The 21,703-nt window shown below is 36.5% G+C and carries 15 protein-coding genes; 4 read left to right on the forward strand and 11 right to left on the reverse strand.

The annotated features are described in order from the left end of the window. Positions 1-13: 13 nt before the first annotated feature. From RMN97_RS03860 to RMN97_RS03875, 4 genes are read right to left on the reverse strand one after another with little or no spacing between them, the layout of a single operon-like run. Positions 14-322, reverse strand: coding sequence for a hypothetical protein (locus RMN97_RS03860; RefSeq protein WP_309613204.1), 309 nt, complete (start codon positions 320-322; stop codon positions 14-16). A gap of 4 nt (positions 323-326) precedes the next feature. Continuing rightward, entirely contained in the window at positions 327-974 is a 648-nt protein-coding gene (locus tag RMN97_RS03865) for a DUF1361 domain-containing protein (protein ID WP_309613205.1), read from the reverse strand. Positions 975-1,030: 56 nt separating this feature from the next. Further along, complete coding sequence (locus RMN97_RS03870) at positions 1,031-1,327, reverse strand: transcriptional regulator (protein ID WP_309613206.1); 297 nt, start codon at positions 1,325-1,327, stop codon at positions 1,031-1,033. 2 nt (positions 1,328-1,329) lie between these two features. Next, on the reverse strand, positions 1,330-1,938 hold the full coding sequence (locus RMN97_RS03875; protein ID WP_309613207.1) for a hypothetical protein: 609 nt from the start codon (positions 1,936-1,938) through the stop codon (positions 1,330-1,332). 85 nt (positions 1,939-2,023) lie between these two features. Between RMN97_RS03875 and RMN97_RS03880 the strand changes: the two genes are divergently transcribed. Continuing rightward, a complete protein-coding gene (locus RMN97_RS03880; RefSeq protein WP_309613208.1) occupies positions 2,024-3,394 on the forward strand; it encodes a M28 family peptidase in 1,371 nt (456 codons plus the stop codon). Positions 3,395-3,396: 2 nt separating this feature from the next. Continuing rightward, positions 3,397-3,747, forward strand: a complete 351-nt coding sequence (locus RMN97_RS03885) for a DUF1801 domain-containing protein (protein ID WP_309613209.1) — start codon at positions 3,397-3,399, stop codon at positions 3,745-3,747. A gap of 40 nt (positions 3,748-3,787) precedes the next feature. On the opposite strand, the gene RMN97_RS03890 is transcribed toward RMN97_RS03885, so the two are convergent. The 4 genes from RMN97_RS03890 to RMN97_RS03905 form a co-directional block, all read right to left on the reverse strand. After that, entirely contained in the window at positions 3,788-11,035 is a 7,248-nt protein-coding gene (locus RMN97_RS03890; RefSeq protein ID WP_309613210.1) for a CUB domain-containing protein, read from the reverse strand. A 35-nt stretch (positions 11,036-11,070) separates the two neighbouring features. Then, positions 11,071-11,928: a hypothetical protein gene (locus RMN97_RS03895; protein ID WP_409024872.1), complete on the reverse strand. Its 858-nt coding sequence runs from the start codon at positions 11,926-11,928 to the stop codon at positions 11,071-11,073. A 13-nt stretch (positions 11,929-11,941) separates the two neighbouring features. Further along, positions 11,942-12,760 (reverse strand): 3-deoxy-8-phosphooctulonate synthase, encoded by an 819-nt coding sequence (gene kdsA / locus RMN97_RS03900; RefSeq protein ID WP_309613211.1) that lies wholly within the window; start codon positions 12,758-12,760, stop codon positions 11,942-11,944. Positions 12,761-12,828: 68 nt separating this feature from the next. After that, complete coding sequence (locus tag RMN97_RS03905; protein ID WP_409024873.1) at positions 12,829-13,284, reverse strand: 2-dehydro-3-deoxyphosphooctonate aldolase; 456 nt, start codon at positions 13,282-13,284, stop codon at positions 12,829-12,831. Positions 13,285-13,413: 129 nt separating this feature from the next. Between RMN97_RS03905 and RMN97_RS03910 the strand changes: the two genes are divergently transcribed. Together RMN97_RS03910 and RMN97_RS03915 are read left to right on the forward strand one after the other, a co-directional pair. After that, positions 13,414-13,971: a YeeE/YedE thiosulfate transporter family protein gene (locus RMN97_RS03910; RefSeq protein WP_309613212.1), complete on the forward strand. Its 558-nt coding sequence runs from the start codon at positions 13,414-13,416 to the stop codon at positions 13,969-13,971. A gap of 3 nt (positions 13,972-13,974) precedes the next feature. Next, positions 13,975-14,388 carry a DUF6691 family protein gene (locus RMN97_RS03915; RefSeq protein WP_309613213.1) on the forward strand — a complete coding sequence of 138 codons (414 nt, stop codon included), beginning with the start codon at positions 13,975-13,977 and terminating at the stop codon, positions 14,386-14,388. A gap of 27 nt (positions 14,389-14,415) precedes the next feature. Here the strand turns inward: RMN97_RS03915 and RMN97_RS03920 are convergent, their stop codons facing one another. The 3 genes from RMN97_RS03920 to RMN97_RS03930 form a co-directional block, all read right to left on the reverse strand. Next, positions 14,416-15,090, reverse strand: coding sequence for a lysoplasmalogenase (locus RMN97_RS03920; RefSeq protein ID WP_309613214.1), 675 nt, complete (start codon positions 15,088-15,090; stop codon positions 14,416-14,418). After that, on the reverse strand, positions 15,080-16,354 hold the full coding sequence (locus RMN97_RS03925) for a sterol desaturase family protein (protein WP_309613215.1): 1,275 nt from the start codon (positions 16,352-16,354) through the stop codon (positions 15,080-15,082). The genes RMN97_RS03920 and RMN97_RS03925 overlap by 11 nt, the downstream gene beginning before the upstream one ends. Before the next feature lie 39 nt (positions 16,355-16,393). Next, positions 16,394-21,703, reverse strand: a 5,310-nt coding sequence (locus tag RMN97_RS03930; protein WP_309613216.1) for a T9SS type B sorting domain-containing protein, incomplete at its 5' end; no start/stop codon positions are given.

The raw sequence follows: 21,703 nt of genomic DNA on the forward strand, positions 1-21,703 counted from the left end.
TTAATTGTTTTTGTTAGAATAAATTATTGTGTAATACGATGTTTAAATAGAGTAAAGCAATTGGAATGTTTGCCAAAAGCATGAGCATGCGAATGGCGATGATTTCTCTTTTTAGGCGATGAATTAGGAATAAATAAAATAAGTATAGAAATGTAATTCCGTTGATTAGTATTGCCAATAGAACGTATAAATATCCGGCATATATTAGTAATATCATTTGCGGGAATACTAAATAGAGGATTAGCAAAAGCGTACCAATGCCAAAAGAAGTAATGGCTAAATAGGTTGAAAATGGACCAGGAGCTGATTGTGTTTGCGTCATGATTTTATTGTTTTTTATTTAGAAGTGAATGTGCTAAACGGTAAGAGAGCAGAATAAATGTTCCTAAAACTATTGTAAATAAAAGGGTTTCGGCGTTTTGAATGCTTTTGCAGCTATTTGAAAAAAGACTAAAAGGATGACGTAAAATGTCCCAACTATTGAAGCGTAGTATTCTTCCCAGATAAATTCCAAATGCTGATAAGTAGACTATAGTTCCGATTAGCAGCCAAGATTTCTTAACAGTATATTTCATTTGCAATAAAAACTGTATAGTAAATAATGACAGTATGCCTGAATAAAATCCTGCAACAGTAAAACAGCTCAATAAAATGGCATCAAATACGAACTGGAATTTAGTAACGTGATGTAGATGTACAAAATCGGTTATCAGATAGAAAGAATTTGGAAGAAAGAGCAACCAAATCAGTAAAACTGAGTAAAAAGTAAAAGTACCCGGAACGATATTCTTTATTTCAGATGAGAGAAAGTAAGGAATGTAAGCCAAAAAGAGATTCCAAATCAGGAATAGCAAATACACTTCCTGAGTAATTTTCACGCGTAATAGAATCAAAGTCAATGATACTATGGCTAACAGTATTAAAACTGGATTTTGTTTTTTGTTTAAAAAGTAAATGGTTAGGATTCTGTTCATATTAATTGTAGTTTAAAAGTACTTTGAAATTCAAAGTTAATTGATAAAAAAATAGATTAACTCTTTGATATTAATTTTTCCAGCGCTTCTATGTGTTCCTTAAACGCTTTTTTTCCTTCGGCCGTGGCAATGTACCTCGTATTGGGTTTCTTTCCGATGAATTGTTTTTCAATCATGATATAGTTTTCGGTTTCCAATGCTTTGGTATGACTGGCAAGATTACCATCGGTAACACCAAGCATTTCTTTGAGCATATTAAAATCGGCACTTTCATTGACCATCAATACCGACATAATCCCGAGACGAATTCGGTGATCAAAAGCTTTGTTGATATTTTGGATGATGGTTTTCAAAATTAGTTTCTATCGTATTTAAAATACATAACCGCACCATAAACTATGTGGCATATACCAAATCCTAAAACCCAAAAGTACAAACCATATCCCGAAAATTCAACGGCAATTAAACCTAAAATAATTTCCGTTATGCCTAAATAACGAACGTCTTTCAAAGTGTATTTACTGGCATTCAAACAAGCCAATCCATAAAAAATTAAAGTTATTGGAGCAATCAGGCCATAAACGCCGTGACGCAAAAGGAGTAAAGCAAAAATTCCACCTGTGAACAAAGGAATACAAAAGTTTATCAGCAGTCTTTTGGATGAAGCATTCCATACATTTTCACCTAATTTTTTTGCTTTTTGCTTGGTCATTATAAATGCCGTAACTAATGATAGTGCTAAAACAACGAAAGCAATCAGGATAATTAGTTTAAACGTCAATCCTTCGATAATGACTACATCATATTTGTTTTTCTCTAAAAGAATATTGACTATATAAGCACCAATCAATGCATATATTCCAGCCAAAATTCCGGATAAGCCACTTAATGAAATAAATTGTGTTGACTTTGACATCATGTGTTTGATGTCTTGGATGTCCTTAAGATATTTTTCGTTTTCCATTTTAAAGTACTTTGAAAAACAAAGTAAATGAATATTTTTTCTGTGAGCAAATGTTTTTTGATTTATTTTTGATAAAAAATACACTATGAACAAAATTGCCTTCTCCGCCTTGCTATTTACATCAATTCTTTATTCGCAAAACAACGACCAACAAATGTTGAAAAATATTTATGCTTTTTCATTGACCAATTCCAAATGTTATTCTTGGTTAGATGATTTGTCTAATAAAATTGGTTCCCGAATGTCGGGTTCGATTGGAGCTGAAAAAGGCGTAGCTTATGTTAAAGCACAACTCGAAACTTTGGGTTTAGACAAAGTGTATCTTCAGGAAGTGATGGTGCCAAAATGGGTGCGAGGCGAAAAAGAAACTGCTTATTTTTTTGATAATAAAACCAAAGTAAGTATTCCAATTTGTGCACTTGGCGGTTCTGTATCGACATCAAAAAATGGTTTAACGGCTGAAGTTATTGAAGTGCATAGTTTGAAAGAATTGGAAACTCTTGGTGCAGAAAAAGTAAAAGGCAAAATTGTTTTTTATAACCGACCTTTTGAAGCTTCAAATATTGATGCTTTTAAATCGTATGGAGGTTGTGTTGACCAAAGATATAATGGCGCAAGAGATGCAGCCAAAATGGGAGCCGTAGCCACTATCGTCCGTTCAATGGGTTTTAGATTAGATGATTTTCCGCATACCGGAGCTCAGAGTTATGGCGATTTACCAAAAGACCAATATATTCCAACCGCAGCTATTAGTACGAATGCAGCAGAATTGTTAAGCAAAAAACTTAAGGAGAATCGCAGTTTAAAATTCTTTATGAAACTTTCCTGTGAAAACCTTGACGAAGTACTTTCGTATAATGTTATTGGTGAAATTGCAGGTTCGGAATATCCTGAAAAAATCATGATTGTTGGTGGACATCTTGATTCTTGGGATTTGGCTGATGGTTCACATGATGATGGCGCCGGAGTTGTACAAAGTATGGCCGTTTTGGAAATGTTTAAAAAATTAAATTACAAACCAAAAAATACTATGAGAGTGGTTCTTTTCATGAATGAAGAGTTTGGTGGAAAAGGTGGAAGAAAATATGAAGGCTTATCGAAAACAAATCATGAAAATCACATTTTTGCACTTGAAAGTGACGCCGGTGGATTTTCGCCAAGAGGATTTTCTTTCGGATGTGATGCCACTAATTTTCAAAAAGTAACAAATTGGAAATATTTATTCGAACCTTATTTGATTCATCATTTTTTCATTGGAGAGACAGGTTCAGATATCGGACATCTAACTTCTGCAAAAATTGTAAAAGCAGGATTGATTCCGGATTCGCAGCGTTATTTTGATTATCATCATGCAGCTAATGATAAATTTGATGCTGTTAATAAACGAGAACTAGAACTCGGCGCAGCAACAATGGCCTCGTTAATGTATTTGTTTGATCAATATGGAATTGATTAGTTTTGAAACCAGCCGAAGTATACATACTAAATCAACCCGAAAACTATCGGAATATTTTATTTCACATTATTGACGTAGTTCAAAATACAATTCTAGATGTTACTTTAGAATACAAATGGACAGTTCCTTATTTCTATTATAAAAAGAAGCCTTTATGCTATTTGAATGCCAATCATAAACATGGATTTGTTGATGTTGGTTTTGCCAAAGGTTTTGAATTAAAAAACAATCTCGATTATTTGATTGCAGATAATGGAAGGAATACAATTAAATCACTTCGCTATTTTTCATTGGAACAAATAGACAATGCCATTTTAATTTCAGTTCTCGAAGAAACTAAATCTTTATATTAAAAAAAACGTCCCTAACATCGAGACGTTTTTTTTATTTAAATTAATGAGCTCTATTGATATAAATCCAACCCGTTTTTGCGGGTAGATTATCTTTAAAATCAATAACATAGTAATAAGTGCCATCCGGTAATTCATCACCTTTATCAGATTGTCCTTTCCATTCATTAGTATAACCACCTTTGCTATAGACTTTCATTCCGTATCTATTGAAAATGCTCAGATGTTTTACATTTAACAGGCTTAAGTCAAAGAATTCATTATCACCATCATTATTTACAGAAATTCCTTTTTGGATACCGCAGAATATTCTTTCTTGAGTGATAGACTCTGTTTTATAACATCCTTCTGAATTGGTAACAGTCACAGAGAAAGTGATAGGCATTTCCTCAATTACTGTTGTTGAATTTAAATATTCAGTAACATTAAACGTACTTGAGTTATTACCAACTGCCTGACCATTGCTGTTACTCCAAACAAAACTAGCTATGGTGAGATCAATTGTATTATTTAAAGCCGTAACTTCTATAATAAAATCGTTTTCTATACATTTTCCGCTTAATTCAAAATCAAAAGCACTTTGAACAGTTAAAGCAAGACTTCCGTTATTAGCACATTGTCCTGCAGTAGGAACAAAGGTGTAAGTTCCCGATGTTGTATTATCAATTACCGCTGGTGTCCAAGTTCCTGATATTGCTTCAAGAGATGATGTTGGAAGAGAAGGTGGGATCTCGCCAGTACATAACGGAGCAATGGCATTAAATGTTGGAGTAATAATTGGATTAACAACAATTGTCATTGTATTTGTTACAGCACATAAACCTATAGTTGGGGTGAATGTGTATACAGTTGTTGCTAAATTATTTAATGCTGGTAGCCAAGTCCCACTAATTCCTTCAATCGACGATGTTGGTAAAGTATTTAATTGTCCGCCAGAACAAATAGGGAGAACTTGAGTAAATGTTGGTGTAACATTCGGATTGATAACTGCCGTCAAAGTTGTTGTAGTAGCACAAAGCCCAAGAGTTGGTGTAAAAGTATAAACCGTAGTTCCAACAATTGAATAGTCTAATGTTGAAGGATTCCAAGTTCCAGTTATTCCATTCTGAGAAGTTGTTGGTAATAAAACCTGTAGAGAAAATCCAGCACAACTCGTAATTGAGGTACCAATAGCAAATGTTGGTATTGTATTTTGATTTACAGTTACAACTACACTACCTTGAGAAGCACATTGACCAGCAGTTGGTATGAATGTGTAAGTCAAAGTTTGTGCATTATCAACGATACTAGGTGACCATGTTCCGGTAAATCCTTCAATTGAAGTTACTGGCAAGGTTGGAGCAATTCCTCCACTACAGATAGCAGGAATAGTATTAAATGTAGCAGCTATAGGTTGATTTACAGTTATAGTTAGACTAGTAGAAGTAGCACATTGGTTAGTGATATTTTCACCAAATGAAATATCATCTAGTGAGAAGTCATTACCGTTTGACAAAATTATTCTATCATAAATGGCTATTTGTGCGGAAGTATTTGTTCCAGAATTCCATGTGTAGCTAATTTGCGCCCATTGACAATTTGTTGTCGGTGCAGTTACAGCTCCAATTGATGTTCCGTTTATAGTTACCTCAATAGTGGCAAGATTTGGAGTTGCTACTGTTTGTAGCCAATAACTAAAAGTATAGGTTTGATTAGGTACTACTGCAACTGTTTGTCCCCATACTTTATCATTTCCTGCATTAACGGTTGAGCCATCAACAACCATCATATTACCAGATGTTGGGGTATGCCCGGTACACGCTGGGAAAAATTGGAACCATAAATTTGCAGCGGTTACAATACCATAAGCTTTTTGAACACCACTTAGTCCTGCATTATTTAAGTATTGATAATCGGTAGTAAATCCAGTATTACCTGATGAAAAATCACCATTAACAATTAAATTGGTTGAAGAAGACCCGGACGAATTTGGTGTAAAAGTATAGGTAGTGGTGGTTGTGTTATCCAATGCAGGTAACCATGTACCAGTAATTCCTTCATTAGAAGTAGTTGGTAATGGGCTCAAAGCTTGACCTCTACATATAGGTGAAATTGGGTCAAATATTGGAGTTATTATTGGATTAAATAATGAAATTGAACCACTTGAAATTAGACAATTATTAGCATACACTAAAATAGTATTATAATCACCAGCATTTAATCCGCTAATAGTGTAATCTCCATTGCTAGTTGAAGTAATAATTGTACTTACAGGGATTCCGTCATCATCATAGGATAAGTTATATTGTGTGTTAGAAGCTAAATTTGTTATTAGAATTGAGCCATCTGTTCCATTACATGTGGTTGGATTTGTTCCAAAATAGCCTGGCGTATTTTGTAATCTATACGTCGCTATAAAGTTATCTCCGTTATTATTTATATAAATAGTATCATCACATTGTGTTGTAGAATCCACATCTCCTGTAATATCATAAAATACTTCCAATACATAATCACCAGCAGGGAAAGCTGTTAAATCTACCGGAAATTCAGTATCGCTCAACACTTCTTGCCATTTTTGATCGCCAGGATTACAAGGACCACCACTAGGGAAAGTACTTCCGGAACAGTTGTCAAAGAATGGCAAGTTTAACACCGTAAACGCACCCGGAGTTCCCGCTTGTGGGTAAATTCTATAATTCAATCGAGCACTACAAACGTTGGCTGTAACAGATTTAAATGTTTTTACTTCGGCACCTCTTAATTTGAAAGTGTTCGAGTTAGAAATGTAGGTTCCAAAATCAGTATCAGGGAAAATATTTTGAGCTGGGCCAATTATTGAAGTTCCTGAACCAACAGTATTAAAGAAATTGTTATCCTCACAATTCGTTAACCAAACTGCACTTGCAAAACTTCCAAAAGAGCAATCTTGATAGACCGTTACTGCTAAAGTTACTGTTTCGGCACATTGAGGCGTATTTGGAGTAAAAGTATATGTGCCTGATAGTGTATTGCTAACAACACTTGGAGACCAAGTTCCTGCTATACCATTCAACGAAGTTAAAGGTAACGTTGGTGCTGTAGTTCCAGAACAAATTGGTGCTGGCGATATAAAGTTCGGAGTTACAGGTGTGTTTATAGTAACAGTTCCAGAAGTACTAGAACTAGTTGCTCCTGTAGTGGTGTTAGTAATGATAACACTATATATTCCAGCAACATTAGTAAAGAAACTAGCCACATTTCCGGGATTTGTAGCTCCCGATGGAATGGTCCAAGAATAATTATAAGTTCCAGGAATACTTGGCGTCGCAAATACGTTTGCTGGTGTTCCTTGGCATACAGTTGGACTATTAACACTTACGTTCAAAGTAGCAAGAGGGATAGGACAAGGTGTAAATACTTTTAAAGCATAAGCTAAATATGCGTGAGTAAGGCCACCTGTTGTTAAATAATCTAATGAAAAACTAGTTACTGTGGTTGTACTTCCAAACCATGATGCATATGCGTTATTATCACCACTTGGACTTATTGCAACCGCACCTGTTACAGAAGCATTAACACCAGTTGAAGTTGTTGAGGTAAATGTTACACCCACAAAATTAAATGAATCATCCCAAGTACTTATATCAATGTCAGCCATACTATATCTATCAATGATTACGGGGGTAGAGAATGTAAATGTCAATCTTCTTGAAGGAGGGGTATCCGAAGGACCGTTAGTTGAGAATGTATTGCTGCCGGTTACCACTAGGTTGGTAGCAGTAGTTGCGGGGCTATCAATAGTTACAATGTTACCAGTACCAGTGAAAGTAAGGGTGACTGTTCCGCCAGGATAAGTTCCAGTTAAAGTACTTGCATCACTAGCTGAATTCCATACAACATAACTACCAGCCTGATTTTGGTAGGCAGGCGTCCAATTACTTGTTTCTGAACCTGAACACACACTTCTAACATAGTATTGATTGCAACAATTAGGTGTTAAGCCAGTTAATGTATATGGATTTGAAGTGGTTGAAACCCAACCGGGAGTACTATTTGTTGGACTTGGGGAACCACAAGGTAAAATTAATACTTGCCAAGAAGTTGCGCTTCCTGCTTCAATCCAACTTAATTGCGATGTTGTAGTCACAACAGTACTAGCTGTTACACCCAAAGGTTTAGGACAAGAAGCTGCTGGGGCACAAGTAATATTTGATGACCAGCCCGTTTGGTTAACCGTACTATTTGAAATAAATACAAAATATAAACATCCATTTGCTGCAGATGATGTAGCAGACGGCGGTAAAATTGTACCGGAATAGGTACCAATTAGAGGTGCTGAAGCACTATTACCATTGTAAATTCTTAAAATATCATTATTGAGTTCTGTATCAAACGAAGTGAAAGTTACAGTGACTTTATCTGTTAGTGACGAAGGGCAAATAAGCGTTGCTATGTTTGAATTATTTGCATAATTACCTAACACTCCTGAATCTAAGAAATTTCCACCACAAACCGGCGGCGCAATTTGAGTTGTTATAGTTACTGAACTTGACCAATCACTAACTCCATCAGTACCGCAATTTCCACGAACATATATAGTGTAACAAGTATTTGGGAATAAACCAGTAAGAGCAAACGGATTAGTTGAAGCTGGAACCCAACCTGTAGTTGCTGCTGTTGGAACTGCCGAACCACATGGCAAGGCTAAAACTTCCCAAGAAGTAGCATTACCTATATTTGTCCAAGCAAGATTAACAGAATTTGCAGAAACGGCGGAGGTTGTTAAATTAATAGGTTTACGACATAAAGGTGCCGGAGCACAAGTGACATTGGAAGTCCAACCAGCTTGAGTTACACTACTGTCAGAAGTAAATACAAAAGTTAAACATCCACTGGCAGCATTTGAAGTATATGTTGGTGGTATAACATTACCTGAATAAGTACCTAATAAAGGAGCTGAAGCATTATCACCATCGTATATTCTTAATTGATCAGAACCGGTTTCAAGACTAAATGAAGTAAAGGTAACTGTTACTAAATCGCCAGAGTTAATTGGGCAAATGGTTGTTGTGATGTTAGCATTATTGTTGTAGTTTCCTGTTGGCCCACCAGTATCAACAAAGTTTCCACCACAAACTGGAGGCAAAGCTTGTGTCGTGAAAGTGGTTACAGTTGACCAAGCACTACTATCAGAAGCCGAGCAAACTGCTCTAACATAAACATCATAACAAGTTAATGGTGTTAATCCGGTTAAAGTGAATGGATTTGTAGATGCATTAACAAATCCTGTTGAAGCCGCTGTTGGAGCCGCTGAACCACATGGCAAAGCCAGAACTTGCCAAGCTGTAGCAACTGATGAGTCAGGATTTGAGGGTTGTGTCCAACTTAAAATAGCTGAAGTAGAAAGAACCGTTGTATTTGTTAAAGCTGTAGGTCTACTACAAGTCGGAGCTGGTGCACAAGTTACGTTAGCAATCCAACCTGTTTGTACAACACTACTATCAGAAGTGAAAACAAAAGTCAAGCAACCATTTGCTGCACTTGAAGTATACGTTGGAGGTAAAGTTGTGCCTGTATATGTTCCTAATAAAGGTGCTGCTGCAGTACTTCCATCGTAAATTCTAAGCCTATCACAACAACTCTCCATTGAAAATGAAGTAAAAGTAACCGTCACTAAATCGCCAGCATTTGTTGGGCAAATAGTGGTTGTTATATTTTCATTGTTCGAATAGCTTCCGGTTGTACTACCACTATCAACAAAGTTTCCACCACAAACCGGCGGTGCTGCTTGTGTTGTAAAAGAGGTAGTAATTCTTGACCAAGCACTACTATCAGAAGCTGAACAAACCGCTCTAACATAAATATCATAGCATGTTGTTGATGTTAATCCGTTTAATGTAAATGGATTTGAAGTCGCATTAACAAATCCAGTTGAACCTGCTGTTGGAGCCGCAGAACCACAAGGCAAAGCCAAAACTTGCCAAGCTGTAGCAACTGATGAGTCAGGATTTGCGGGTTGTGTCCAACTTATAACAGCTGAACTTGAAGTTACTATTGAATTGGTTACAGTATTTGGTATACTACAAGTTGGCGCCGGTGCACAAGTAACATTACTTGCCCAACCTGCAGCTGTCGTAGTACCATTTGAGGTAAATACAAATGTTAAACATCCTGAAGAAGCAGAAGACGTAAATGCTGGTGGTAAAGCGGTTCCGGATAGAGTAGCTAATAATGGTGCTGAGGCATTATTACCATCATATACTCTTAAAAAATCAGTAGCGTTTTGGGTGTTAAACGAAGTAAAAGTAACCGTTACTTGATCTCCCGGAGTAGTTGGGCATATTGTAGTGGTACTATTTTCATTATTGGCATAATTGCCCCCAACACCACCTGAATCCACAAAGTTTCCACCACAAATTGGTGGAGCTGTACCAGTAATAAAGTTGGCTGAAGCAGTAGACCAGGCACTTGAAAATCCTGAAGCACATATTGCTCTAACATAATATTTGTATGCCGTATTGGGAAGTAAACCTGTTACTACAAATGGTAATGTCGTAGTGGTATGAGTTGGAATCCCTGTAGGTGTTCCTGATGCAAGCACAATTTCTATTTCCCAAGTGGTTCCGGCACCATTAGGATTTATCCAGTTTAGGGTTGCTCCGTCTACAGTTATTGCAGAAAAAGTTAATCCTGTTGGTGACAAACATCTCGCATTTACTCCAACACTATCTATTAACCATCGGTCACCATCAATTGATGTAGTAGGTTGTGTATAAACTTTTACAAAAGAAATATAAACAAATTGACCAGCAAAAGCAGACAAATCAACGGTTTTCTCAGTGTAGATATTAAAGTTTGATGTAGGTGTAATTAATTCATCTTCTGACCATTGTTGCACTAATATATAGTCATTCGGATTAGTTTGTGATCCAGTAGTGACAGAGGCCACTTTTATCTGATAAATAGCACCTTGATTTCCACTGGTAAACATTCTCGTGAAAAAATGTAATTCACCATTGGTTGGAACTTGTATCGGTGGTGTTGCTAAATAATTTTCAGAAGTATTACCTTGACCAATATTATCTCTGGTTATGTAAGCAGCATTCGCGCCTTGATATACTGTTGGGGGAGTTGAAATAGTTGAATTGATTCCCCATCTTTGTGTACCAATACCATTATCAAAAACAGCCCAGTTTCCAGAATCTAATGTCCAGTTGGTTGACGGAAAAGCGTCAGGACCAGTTGTGTTTTCAAATCCCTCTGTGAATTGTGAATAGCCATTGATTGAAAATAATAATAATGCTAAAATGAATAAGCTAATTTTTTTCATATTGGTTGGTTTTTGGTCAAGGATTTGATAAAAAATTATATCTTGAATATTCCGCCGAAGGCAATTATTCGTTGTAAAAACAAAAAATGCTGTGATGCGCTGTCTGCCGCATCTTTTGTTGTTCGAATGTCGTTCATATTGATATAACCACCTTTCATTTCAGCTTCAATAAAAAAGTATTTGAAGAAGGTTAGATTTAATCCAACTTTTGCAGAAACTCCAAATCCCGAAACATTAAAATCGTCGTGTCTTTCTTTTCCGAGCAAAGTAGCATTCGTTTTTGGATATACTATTCCAGTTCCAATACCTTCGGTAATATTTAATTGAAATTTATCCGTATTTCGTATTTTAAAAATCTTTGAAATATCATCTACACGAGAAAATTCAGTATTGATGTAATTCAAACCATCAGTGTGTTCAAATTTTAGGAAAGTTCCATCGGTCATATCAATGGTGTGATTTCCGGATGGTAAATAGACTCCGGCATAGTCAGGATAGGATGCACCAACAACTCCTCCAATATCCACTGTTTGATTTTGAATCATAACATATTTCATATGATCAACACCAATGGAAATGTTATAATGGTCATTAATGAAATAACCAATTCTTAAATTGGTTTGCGGTATTGTCATTCGTGCCGGGTTTATATAATCGATGTTCCAGCCTTTTGGCTTATCGTTTGCTTGAACATTATATAGGGTAAAATCATAATCCGGTCCTTTGAAGTGAATATCTGATTTGGAAAAACTTTCGCGGTTTCCTCCCCAAAAGATAAACATTTTTCCTTTGTTATGTGCGGTATATTTATCAGGATTAGCTGTCTTTTCCTGTGCGGAAACAACTTGGGTTAAGGCAAAAAAAGTTATGTATGAAAATACTATTTTTTTCAAAATGTGTAATTAATTAAAATTGATTAATTGTTTTTCTGATGGCTACCAAACGTGTCATCAAACCTTCAAAATAGTCTAAATGTAACATATTAGCGCCATCGCTTTTGGCATGTGCCGGATCAAAATGGGTTTCGATAAAAATTCCGTCAACGCCAACTACAATTCCCGCTTTGGCAATGGTTTCAATCATATCAGGTCTTCCACCGGTTACACCAGCAGTTTGATTGGGTTGTTGTAACGAATGGGTCACATCCAAAACGGTTGTGGCATACTGTTGCATGGTTGGAATTCCACGGAAGTCAACTATCATATCCTGATAACCAAACATACTTCCTCTATCGGTAACCATTACATTTTGATTGTTACAGTCTAACACTTTTTGAACCGCATGCTTCATGCTTTCCGGACTCATGAATTGTCCTTTTTTTAGATTGACCGTTTTTCCGGTATTGGCTGCGGCTACTACTAAATCAGTTTGACGAACCAAAAACGCCGGAATTTGTAACACATCAACATATTGTGCTGCTTTGTCAGCATCTTCATTGGTATGGATGTCAGTAACGGTTGGAACATGAAAGGTTTCGGAAACTTTACGAAGTATTTTTAACGCTTTTTCATCACCAATGCCTGAGAAACTATCAATTCTTGAGCGATTGGCTTTTTTAAAAGAACCTTTGAAAACGTATGGTATTTGTAATTTGTCTGTAATTGTAACTAGTTTTTCAGCTATTTTCATAGCCATTTCTTCACCTTCAATAGCACATGGACCAGCAAGTACGAAGAAATTTCCACTATCAATGTTTTTGATTTGTGGAATAGAATTTAGATTCATAAAGTTTTAGTTTTTTAAAGACGCAATATAAGGATATTTTAAATATTTTTTACAGTAAACAGGTTAAGTTATTTTTTGATAGAAAGACCCACTGGAACAAGCAAATATCCTTTCTCATAAATGTTTACATATAATTTTAATGGCTCAGTTTGTCCTTCCCATTTTAACTCATACAAATCAAGAAAACCTGCACCAATTTCGGTTCTTTTGGTCGGAAATGGACAACAACTTTCAACTTTAGAATAGGTTATTTTTTCACCTTTTGGTCCGGCTAAAGCATTTAGGAAACGTTCTGCATTTAGATTTTCATCCTTAGTATTTTTGAAAAAAACATTAATTGGATAATCAGCATCATAACCATACTTTTTGTCTTTGCTATATTCGGTTAAAACAAAAGTGTTGTTTGCTGATAATGTTGGAACTGGTGCTGAGTCATCTACATTTTTTAAAGTAGATTTTGTACTAACGCAAGATGAGGTTGTTATTGCAATAAGAATGGCAACTAAAAATGGCTTGATTTTCATGATAAATATTTTTTGTTTTCCTTTTACAATTATCATGCAAAAAAAAAGCAATTCAAAAATAGACAATTTATAGCAATAGTTTGTCAACCAAGTTCAAATGAATTTCTATTTTTGTGTAAAATATATCGTATGGAAATTTTAACTCAAACATGGCATTGGTCGGTTGCAGGTTTTCTCATAGCTGTGGTAATGCTGTTGCTTAATTATTTTGGAAAAGTATTCGGAATGTCATCTAATCTTCGCTCATTATGCGCCATGACTGGCGTTGGAAAAAAAGTTCCTTTTTTTGATTGGGATTGGAAATCACAACGCTGGAATTTAGCTGTTGTTGTTGGCGCTATGATTGGCGGTTATGTGGCAGTTCATTTTTTGAGTGATGCTTCCAATGTCGATATTAATCCTAAAACGATTCAACAATTATCGGCAATGGGAATCGATGCTCCTAGCGGAAAATTAGTACCAGATGCACTATTTGGAAATCAAATATTTGAATCTCCAAAAATGATTATCATTCTACTCGTAGGAGGATTGTTAATCGGTTTTGGTTCTCGATATGCAGGAGGTTGTACTTCGGGTCACGCCATTGCCGGAATGAGTAATTTGCAATTACCTTCATTAAAAGCGGTCATCGGTTTTTTTATCGGAGGTTTGATTATGTCGCATTATATTTTACCCTTACTTTTTTAAGTTATGAATCTACTAAAATATTTACTCGTTGGATTTTTCTTTGGTATCGTTTTAACTAAAGCTGAAGCCGTTTCCTGGTACCGAATTTATGAAATGTTTCAATTTCAGTCGTTTCATATGTATGGCATTATTATGACCGCAATTGCTACCGGAGTTGTTGGCATCCAAATTATAAAAAGAAATAAGTTAAAAGACTTCGATGGGAATCTGCTAATTATACAAGACAAAGAAAAAGGAAACACACGTTATTGGATTGGCGGAATTCTTTTTGGATTAGGCTGGGCAATGGTTGGCGCTTGTCCGGGACCAATTTTTATACTACTCGGTGCCGGTTTTATGAGTGTCGGATTGATATTAATAGGAGCTATTTTTGGCACGTTTTTGTATGGCGTTTTTAAGGATAAGCTGCCGCATTAAAATAGAGATAGCATTTCAATCGAAATGCTATTTTTTTTGATTCAATTTCAAAATTCCATACGTAATGCAAAACTGCGCAATCAGATACGTTATCATTATCGAATACGATGCAGATGCAATTGGTGAATGAAATTTATCGATAGCTAAAATACTATCCGAAATCACAAAGAAAACAGCGCCAATAAACACAAAATATTTAGCTTTCCCTTCCCAGTTAAAAGCTTCTTTCAGCGCCAAAATCAACATGATTGAAATGGTCATGGCATAAATACCAACAGGCATTTTTAAATCGCCCAATGTTGGCAGCAAAAACACCAACATGCTTACTAAATAAATTAATATCATAATAAAACCAACCCAAACCAACCGTTTTTTGAAACTGACACTTGTTAATGTCTGTCGGGTAAATAGCACAATGAATAAGATATGAGCAATTAGGAAAGCTACCAATCCGAAAATAAAATACAATTCACTTTTATCGGCAAACATCAAAATGCAATCGCCAATCCAAGAAAAAAGCAAAGCAGAAAGCAACCATTTTTTGGTATCAAATGGCTCGCTTTTTACCACAGCATAAAACAAAAACGGAATCAAAAAAGGTTTTAAACACCAAGTTAAAGTGTCGTTTCCGATAAGTAAAAGTATGGAATACACTATTCCAAAAACTAGAAAAACCTGCAGCAATCGATGACTAGTTATCATACGAAAGTGTGTTTTGAGTTTTCCTGAATTCCACAAAAACAAAATAGGAACTCATCAATAACGATAAAGAGAAATAGGAGATAAGCACTGCATTTGAAAAAGGTAAAAGTGTTGACATTCCAAACCAATCACCATAGAAATAAAGAATTCCAATTGAAAATAGGAATCTTAATCCTTCCCAAAAGATAGAGAATTTACGTGTATCCATCAATTCAGTATAGCTGTAAACCGTTAGAAAAACGAAGAATCCATAGACAAAAATATTCGGTAATCCGATTGTTCCAAGGTTTCCAAAAAGATAGCTTATCAATCCCAAAGTGGTGAACAATTGCACCAACGACCAATACATCAAAAGCTGTGAATGTTGATTGCCATATTTATCAAAACTATAGACATCAGATATTTTATCAACCGGATATTTTTCATCAAAATCTTTTGGGCGCCAACCTGTTGGTTTAAACCAAATGGTGAATTTATCTTTCCAGTTTTCGGCATGATAGGCATCTTTAATCAAAAGCCACATATGCTGAAAATTTATTTTGATTGGATTCCATGTATGCGCCGGTCGAGTGATTCCAAAAACCGGTGGAACCGAATCTAATTCTTCCTGAAAAGTGCCGAAAAGTTTATCCCAAAAGATAAATATTTGTCCGTGATTTTTATCCATATATTCCGGGTTGATGGCATGATGCACTCGATGATGTGAAGGTGTTACCATAAATTTTTCCAGAAAACCAAGTTTTCCAATATATCGGGTATGATACCAAAATTGTAAAAACAAATGTATCGGCAACAAAATAGCAATCACTGTAGAAGGAACGCCAAAAAGCGCAGCAGGTAGTAACAAGAAAGTAAACAGATTGACAAAGCTGGAAATTGGTTGACGTAAAGCGCAAGCCAGATTGAATTCTTCGCTACTATGATGAATGGCGTGTTTATTCCAAAAGAAATTAATTTGATGTGCCCATCGATGGCTCCAATAGCCATAAAAATCAATTACAAAAAAGGCAATTGCATAGGTGAGAATCGTTGCTTCGACATGCAAAATTGCCAAATGCGAAACCATCCATTCATAGGAAATAATAGCAATACTCAATCCCAAAGCATCTTTTACGGCATTGGTCATTCCGGAACTGATACTTGAAATGCTGTCCATAATTGGTGCATGGTCGACACCTTTGAAATAGCCATATGTTTTTTCGATTACGATTAGCAAAAGAAAAAAAGGCATAGCAATCAATAAGATTTTCCCGTATTGTTCCATAACGTTAAATTTGTTGTTCAAATATAACAAATTCCGCTATTATCTTTTCAGTGTGAAATGCGATTTAAATTCTTTCCATCTGGTCTTGGTCTGGTCTAAGTATTCCAATTTAAACCAGTAATCGTCGGAAGGAAGCATACGATCATTATAGGTTCCGTCCCAGCCATTACCCGTAGTACTTAATTGTTTCAAAAATTTACCATATCGGTCAAAAATATAAAGCCGCGCAAAAGGTTGATCTTCCAACCCAATAACATTCCATGTGTCGTGAATACCATCGCCATTTGGTGTAAAATAATGAGGATAATCGATAGATTGAACTCCATCAATAACTATTTCACCACAACTGGTATTTCCTTTCACATCACGAACAGTAATAGTGTGTTCACCCAAAGAAGCATGTTCGAAAACATTGCTGCTTTGGAACGGACCATCATCCAAACTATATTCATAAACACCAAATCCAACCACATTTACGGTTATAATTTGATTGTCACTAAAATCATTACTAATGGTATATGGAGGTTCAGCAAATTGTGCCGGGCCAGATTGAATTACGGTAAACGCATTCGAAATATTTGAAACACAAGCTAACGAGCTGGTACTAGTAGCCACGACGGTGTAATCTCCGGGCGCGACAGTATTGATGTTATAAGTTGAACTGATTGCACCTGGAATTACGGTTCCATCTAATGACCAAGCAAAAGTATAATTTGGGCTTTTAATTCCGCTATCCAAAGTCAAGCCGCTTAATAAAACATTGGTGGCATAATCAACACAAATGTTGTTAGTTGGTGAAGAAATAATTGGTTCAGCCAATTGTTCAACAGTTATATTTAAAGGTGCTAACTGATAACAACCGGTAATTGCATTTTCGACTCTAACCCAAACAGTATGCGTATATGCCTGATAATTGACTAAATTAGTAATAGCATTTGTACCATTAATAGCATCGGTTTGCGTATTATAAAAAGTGGTGGTAACTCTGGTTTGAGCACCTATAATTCCATTGATATACGTACTCAAATCTAGCGTAAAGAAACCATCATTAGTTCCGTCAACATCACAAGTCTCAAAAGCTGCCGGAGCAGTTGCAATTGGTTTTGGATTAACAACAAGTGTAAACTGACCAGTGTTGAAACAACTTGTAGTATTGTTCACGACTCTGACAAAAATAACCTGCGGATTAATGGTATTGGTGAAATTCGTTGGATTCGGAATTGCATTCGTTGCTGATTGTGCATTCGCTGCTGTTGTATAATAAGTAATTGTGAAATCGGCAGGCAATTGTGTGCTTCCCAACAAACTTGCAGTAGTCGAAGTCAAATTGAATGGAGCTTGACCATCGGTATTGTCATCACAATTTTGAACCGTTAACGGCTGAATGATTGTTGGTAACGGATTTACGGTAAGCGGTTGTTCAACTAATACAAAACAATTATTACCAAGATAATCCACTCTGTTGTTTTCTACTCTAATCCATATATTCTGGCCAACCAAAGCGGCAGTCGGATTTAGTATTTCATTGGTATCAGCTAAAGCATCAGCTTGCGTTGGATAATAATGTAACGTTAATGTAGAATCGCCATTTATTATGATAGAAGCATTTAAGGTCAAATTAAAAGTTTCCAACATGTCGCCAGTATTGTTTATATCACATTGCGCTGGCAACGGTCTGATTCCGTTTGTTCTTGGCGTTGGAATTGGCAATACTCTTATGTCTAAGGTAGTGTAACTTATACAACCTTGAGCATTGGTAACCATAACTCCTAATGTCTGAACAGCAGGCGATATATTTGTATAGGCAGTCGGATTTGGTATCGCAACACTCGAAGAAGTAACAGGATAACTTGGATAATACGTCACGGTCGTATTTAGGAATCCACCTGTAATTTCGTTGTTTTTAACTGTTAAATTAAATTCGGTATACTGATTATTTGGATTAGTATCATCATCACAAATGCTTAAAGGCCTTGGTGTTGTTAATATTAAAGGTGGATTAATCAATAATTCGAAAGAACCAATTGAATAACAATTTGAATTATTATTTTCAACTCGTACCCAAATCATTTCGTTATTGCCTCCAATATAATGAGTCGATTGAATAATTGGAGCAATACCATCATTAGCATCAGTTTGAGAAATATAATAGGTAACTGTATAATTTGATGCTGCTAAAGGTTGAATCGCTAACACAGCTGCATCATTTTGCGTTAAATCAAATACCATTGACAGATTTTGCGGATTACTATCTTCATCACATTGAATTAAATTCGGAACTGTAAATGGCGTTATAGGTTGCGGATTCACATTTAATTCGATAGGGATAAAACTTCTACAACCATTCACATTATCAATAGCCGAAGCATAAATAATTTGAATAAAAGGCGTTATATTATCATAAGGACTAACCAACGGATTGTTTCCTAATTGGGCATCTTCAATGGTTTCATGATACGTAATAGTATAATTAGCACCTTGTAATATATCAGAGGTTAACGTATTCAAATCAAAAGTTCCAAATCCATCTTGATTCCCGTCACAAATCGTATAAGGTTCGCTTTGAGGAATAGGAGAAGGTAGAGGCTCAACACGTATATCCATAGTTGATAAAACAAAACAACCTGTGATTGCATTTTCCACTCTAATCCATAATGTTTGTACATAAGGAGAAACGTTAGTATATAAAAGAGGTAACGGATTTATATCGGCTAAAGCATCAGACTGATTGAAATGGAAGGTTACATTCATTCCGGTTTGCCCGATTAATATAGCTGTGATTTTTGAACCCAAATCAAATTCTTCATAAGCTAAAGGAGTATGATTATCACATAAAGTATAAGGTGGATAATTTGGTTGCGTAGCCAAAGGCAAAGGATCAACAAACAATTGTAATGTTACAATATCATAACAACCAGTGGCAGTATTGGTTACTCTAATCCAAATAGTTTGTGTATTTATAGTTTGATTGATAAAGTTGGTAAGATTGTTTATTGGATTTGTTCCTAATTGAGCATTAGCCAGACTAGTGTAATAACCTATTGAATGCGTCGATTGATTTATGGAGCCAAATACCTGAGAAGCAACAGTTGTTAAATCAAAACTGGCGAAACCATCATTATTAGTATCACAAACATGATAATCGTCGGGTTCGATTGCTTCCGGAGTTGGATTTACAATTAATTCTAAAGTTAATATTTTATAACAACTAGACGATTCTGTTGATTCTACTCGGATGTAAATAGTTTGTTGATCTATACGAATATTGAAATAATTGGAAGGGTTTGGAATAGTAGTTCCGTTAATTTCAGCATCCGTCAAGGTTTCATGAAAACTAACCGGATATGGAATTCCTCCGGTTACTGTTGGGATAACTTGTGTCAAATCAAAAACACCAAATCCATCATTATTTGGGTCGCAATAGTATAAAGGAGCTATTGAATTTATTTGTGGTACTGAATAAACAGTTATAATTAAGGTACTTATTGAAGTACATAGTCCTCCTGTCGGAGTGAAAGTATAAGTTGTAGTCGCTGTATTATTTAAAGCTGGTGACCAAGTTCCTGTAATACCATTGTTTGAAATAGTTGGTAAAGGGTTAAGGATTTCACCTGAGCAAATTGGAGCTACTGCTGTGAACATTGGGTTTACGATAGGTCTAATGGTTACGGTAGTTGTAGCTACAACAGCAGAACAGCCGCCACTTGCAGCAATAGTATAGGAAACAGTATAGGTATTCGGAGTAGAAGTTGAAGGCGTGATAGCACCCGTTGCAGGATTAATAGTCAGTCCGGCAGTAGTGGAATAGACTCCGCTTGTATAGGCTCCTGTTCCTGTTAAAGTAACGGCTTGTGCAGTAACTACAGAGGAACAAAACGGAGTTCCGTAGGATATGGTTGCAGTCGGCAAAGCTGTAATAGTTACGGTAGTTGTAGCTACCACGGCAGCACACCCACCACTAGCAGCAATTGCATAAGTAACAGTATAGGTATTCGGAGTAGAAGTCGACGGCGTAATAGCACCCGTTGCAGGATTAATAGTCAGTCCGGCTGTTGAGGAATACACCCCGCCGGTATAAGCTCCCGTTCCTGTTAAAGTAACCCCTTGAGGAGTAACTACAGAAGAACAAAAGGGAGTTCCATAGGATATAGTAGCCGTAGGCAAAGCGGTAATGGTTATGGTAGTTGTGGTCACCACAGCAGCACATCCGGCACTAGCAGCAATAGTATAGGAAACAGAGTAAGTATTCGGGGTAGAAGTCGAAGGCGTGATAGCACCCGTTGCAGGGTTGATAGTTAGTCCGGCAGTTGAGGAATACACGCCACTGGTATAAGCTCCGGTACCTGTTAAGGTTACTGCTTGTGCAGTAGCTACAAAAGAACAAAAGGGAGTTCCATAGGATATAGTAGCCGAAGGCAAAGCAGTAATGGTTACTGTGGTTGTAGCTACCACACCAGCACATCCACCACTAGTAGCAATGGTAAAAGTAACAGTATAGGTATTCGGAGTAGAAGTCGACGGCGTAATAGCTCCCGTTACAGGATTAATAGTCAGTCCGGCAGTTGACGAATAGACGCCACCGGTATAAGCTCCCGTTCCTGTTAAAGTAACCCCTTGAACAGTAGCTACAGAAGAACAGAATGGCGTTCCATAGGATATAGTTGCAGTCGGCAAAGCGGTAATGGTTACTGTAGTTGTGGCTACCACAGGAGTACATCCGGCACTAGCGGCAATAGTATAAGTTACAGTATAGGTGTTCGGAGTTGAAGTCGAAGGAGTGATAGCTCCCGTTGCAGGATTTATAGTCAGTCCGGCAGTTGAGGAATACACGCCACCAGTATAAGTACCAGTTCCTGTTAAGGTCACAGACTGAGCAGCAGCTAGAGTAGAACAGAATGGAGTTCCGGCATAACTAATGTTGGCAGTTGGTGGATTACAATTAGTAGCAATACAAGTTGCTGTACTAAAAGCAAAGCAAGTACTTGCATCTCCCGTTGGTGTTAGAGTTATTGTTACAGTATCGCCTGGTGTTAGACTATTTACAGTATAATTTAAAACATTGCCTATAGCTCCAATAGTTACACTTGGATTAGCATTTATCTGATAAGAAACGTTATAACCGGTAGCTCCAGTAACTGCAGTCCAAGTGAATTGAACGGAAGTAGTAGTAGATACTCCACAATTGATAGTTGGTGTTACTATTGGGTTAATAGTTATTGTAGTAGTTGCCACCACAGCAGCACATCCGGCACTAGCAGCAATGGTATAGGAAACAGTATAGGTATTCGGAGCAGAAGTCGAAGGCGTAATAGCACCAGTAGCTGGATTAATAGTCAGTCCGGCAGTTGA

Origin of the sequence: Flavobacterium sp. (genome assembly GCF_031381455.1) — a bacterium.
Lineage (GTDB): Bacteria > Bacteroidota > Bacteroidia > Flavobacteriales > Flavobacteriaceae > Flavobacterium.

Excerpts from the sequence above, each read along its gene's own strand:
- RMN97_RS03865 (WP_309613205.1), bottom strand. The coding sequence starts at position 974 with ATGAACAGAATCCTAACCATTTACTTTTTAAACAAAAAACAAAATCCA.
- RMN97_RS03910 (WP_309613212.1), top strand. The coding sequence starts at position 13,414 with ATGGAAATTTTAACTCAAACATGGCATTGGTCGGTTGCAGGTTTTCTC.
- RMN97_RS03860 (WP_309613204.1), bottom strand. The coding sequence starts at position 322 with ATGACGCAAACACAATCAGCTCCTGGTCCATTTTCAACCTATTTAGCC.
- RMN97_RS03925 (WP_309613215.1), bottom strand. The coding sequence starts at position 16,354 with ATGGAACAATACGGGAAAATCTTATTGATTGCTATGCCTTTTTTTCTT.
- RMN97_RS03915 (WP_309613213.1), top strand. The coding sequence starts at position 13,975 with ATGAATCTACTAAAATATTTACTCGTTGGATTTTTCTTTGGTATCGTT.
- RMN97_RS03890 (WP_309613210.1), bottom strand. The coding sequence starts at position 11,035 with ATGAAAAAAATTAGCTTATTCATTTTAGCATTATTATTATTTTCAATC.
- RMN97_RS03920 (WP_309613214.1), bottom strand. The coding sequence starts at position 15,090 with ATGATAACTAGTCATCGATTGCTGCAGGTTTTTCTAGTTTTTGGAATA.
- RMN97_RS03875 (WP_309613207.1), bottom strand. The coding sequence starts at position 1,938 with ATGGAAAACGAAAAATATCTTAAGGACATCCAAGACATCAAACACATG.
- RMN97_RS03905 (WP_409024873.1), bottom strand. The coding sequence starts at position 13,284 with ATGAAAATCAAGCCATTTTTAGTTGCCATTCTTATTGCAATAACAACC.
- kdsA (WP_309613211.1), bottom strand. The coding sequence starts at position 12,760 with ATGAATCTAAATTCTATTCCACAAATCAAAAACATTGATAGTGGAAAT.
- RMN97_RS03880 (WP_309613208.1), top strand. The coding sequence starts at position 2,024 with ATGAACAAAATTGCCTTCTCCGCCTTGCTATTTACATCAATTCTTTAT.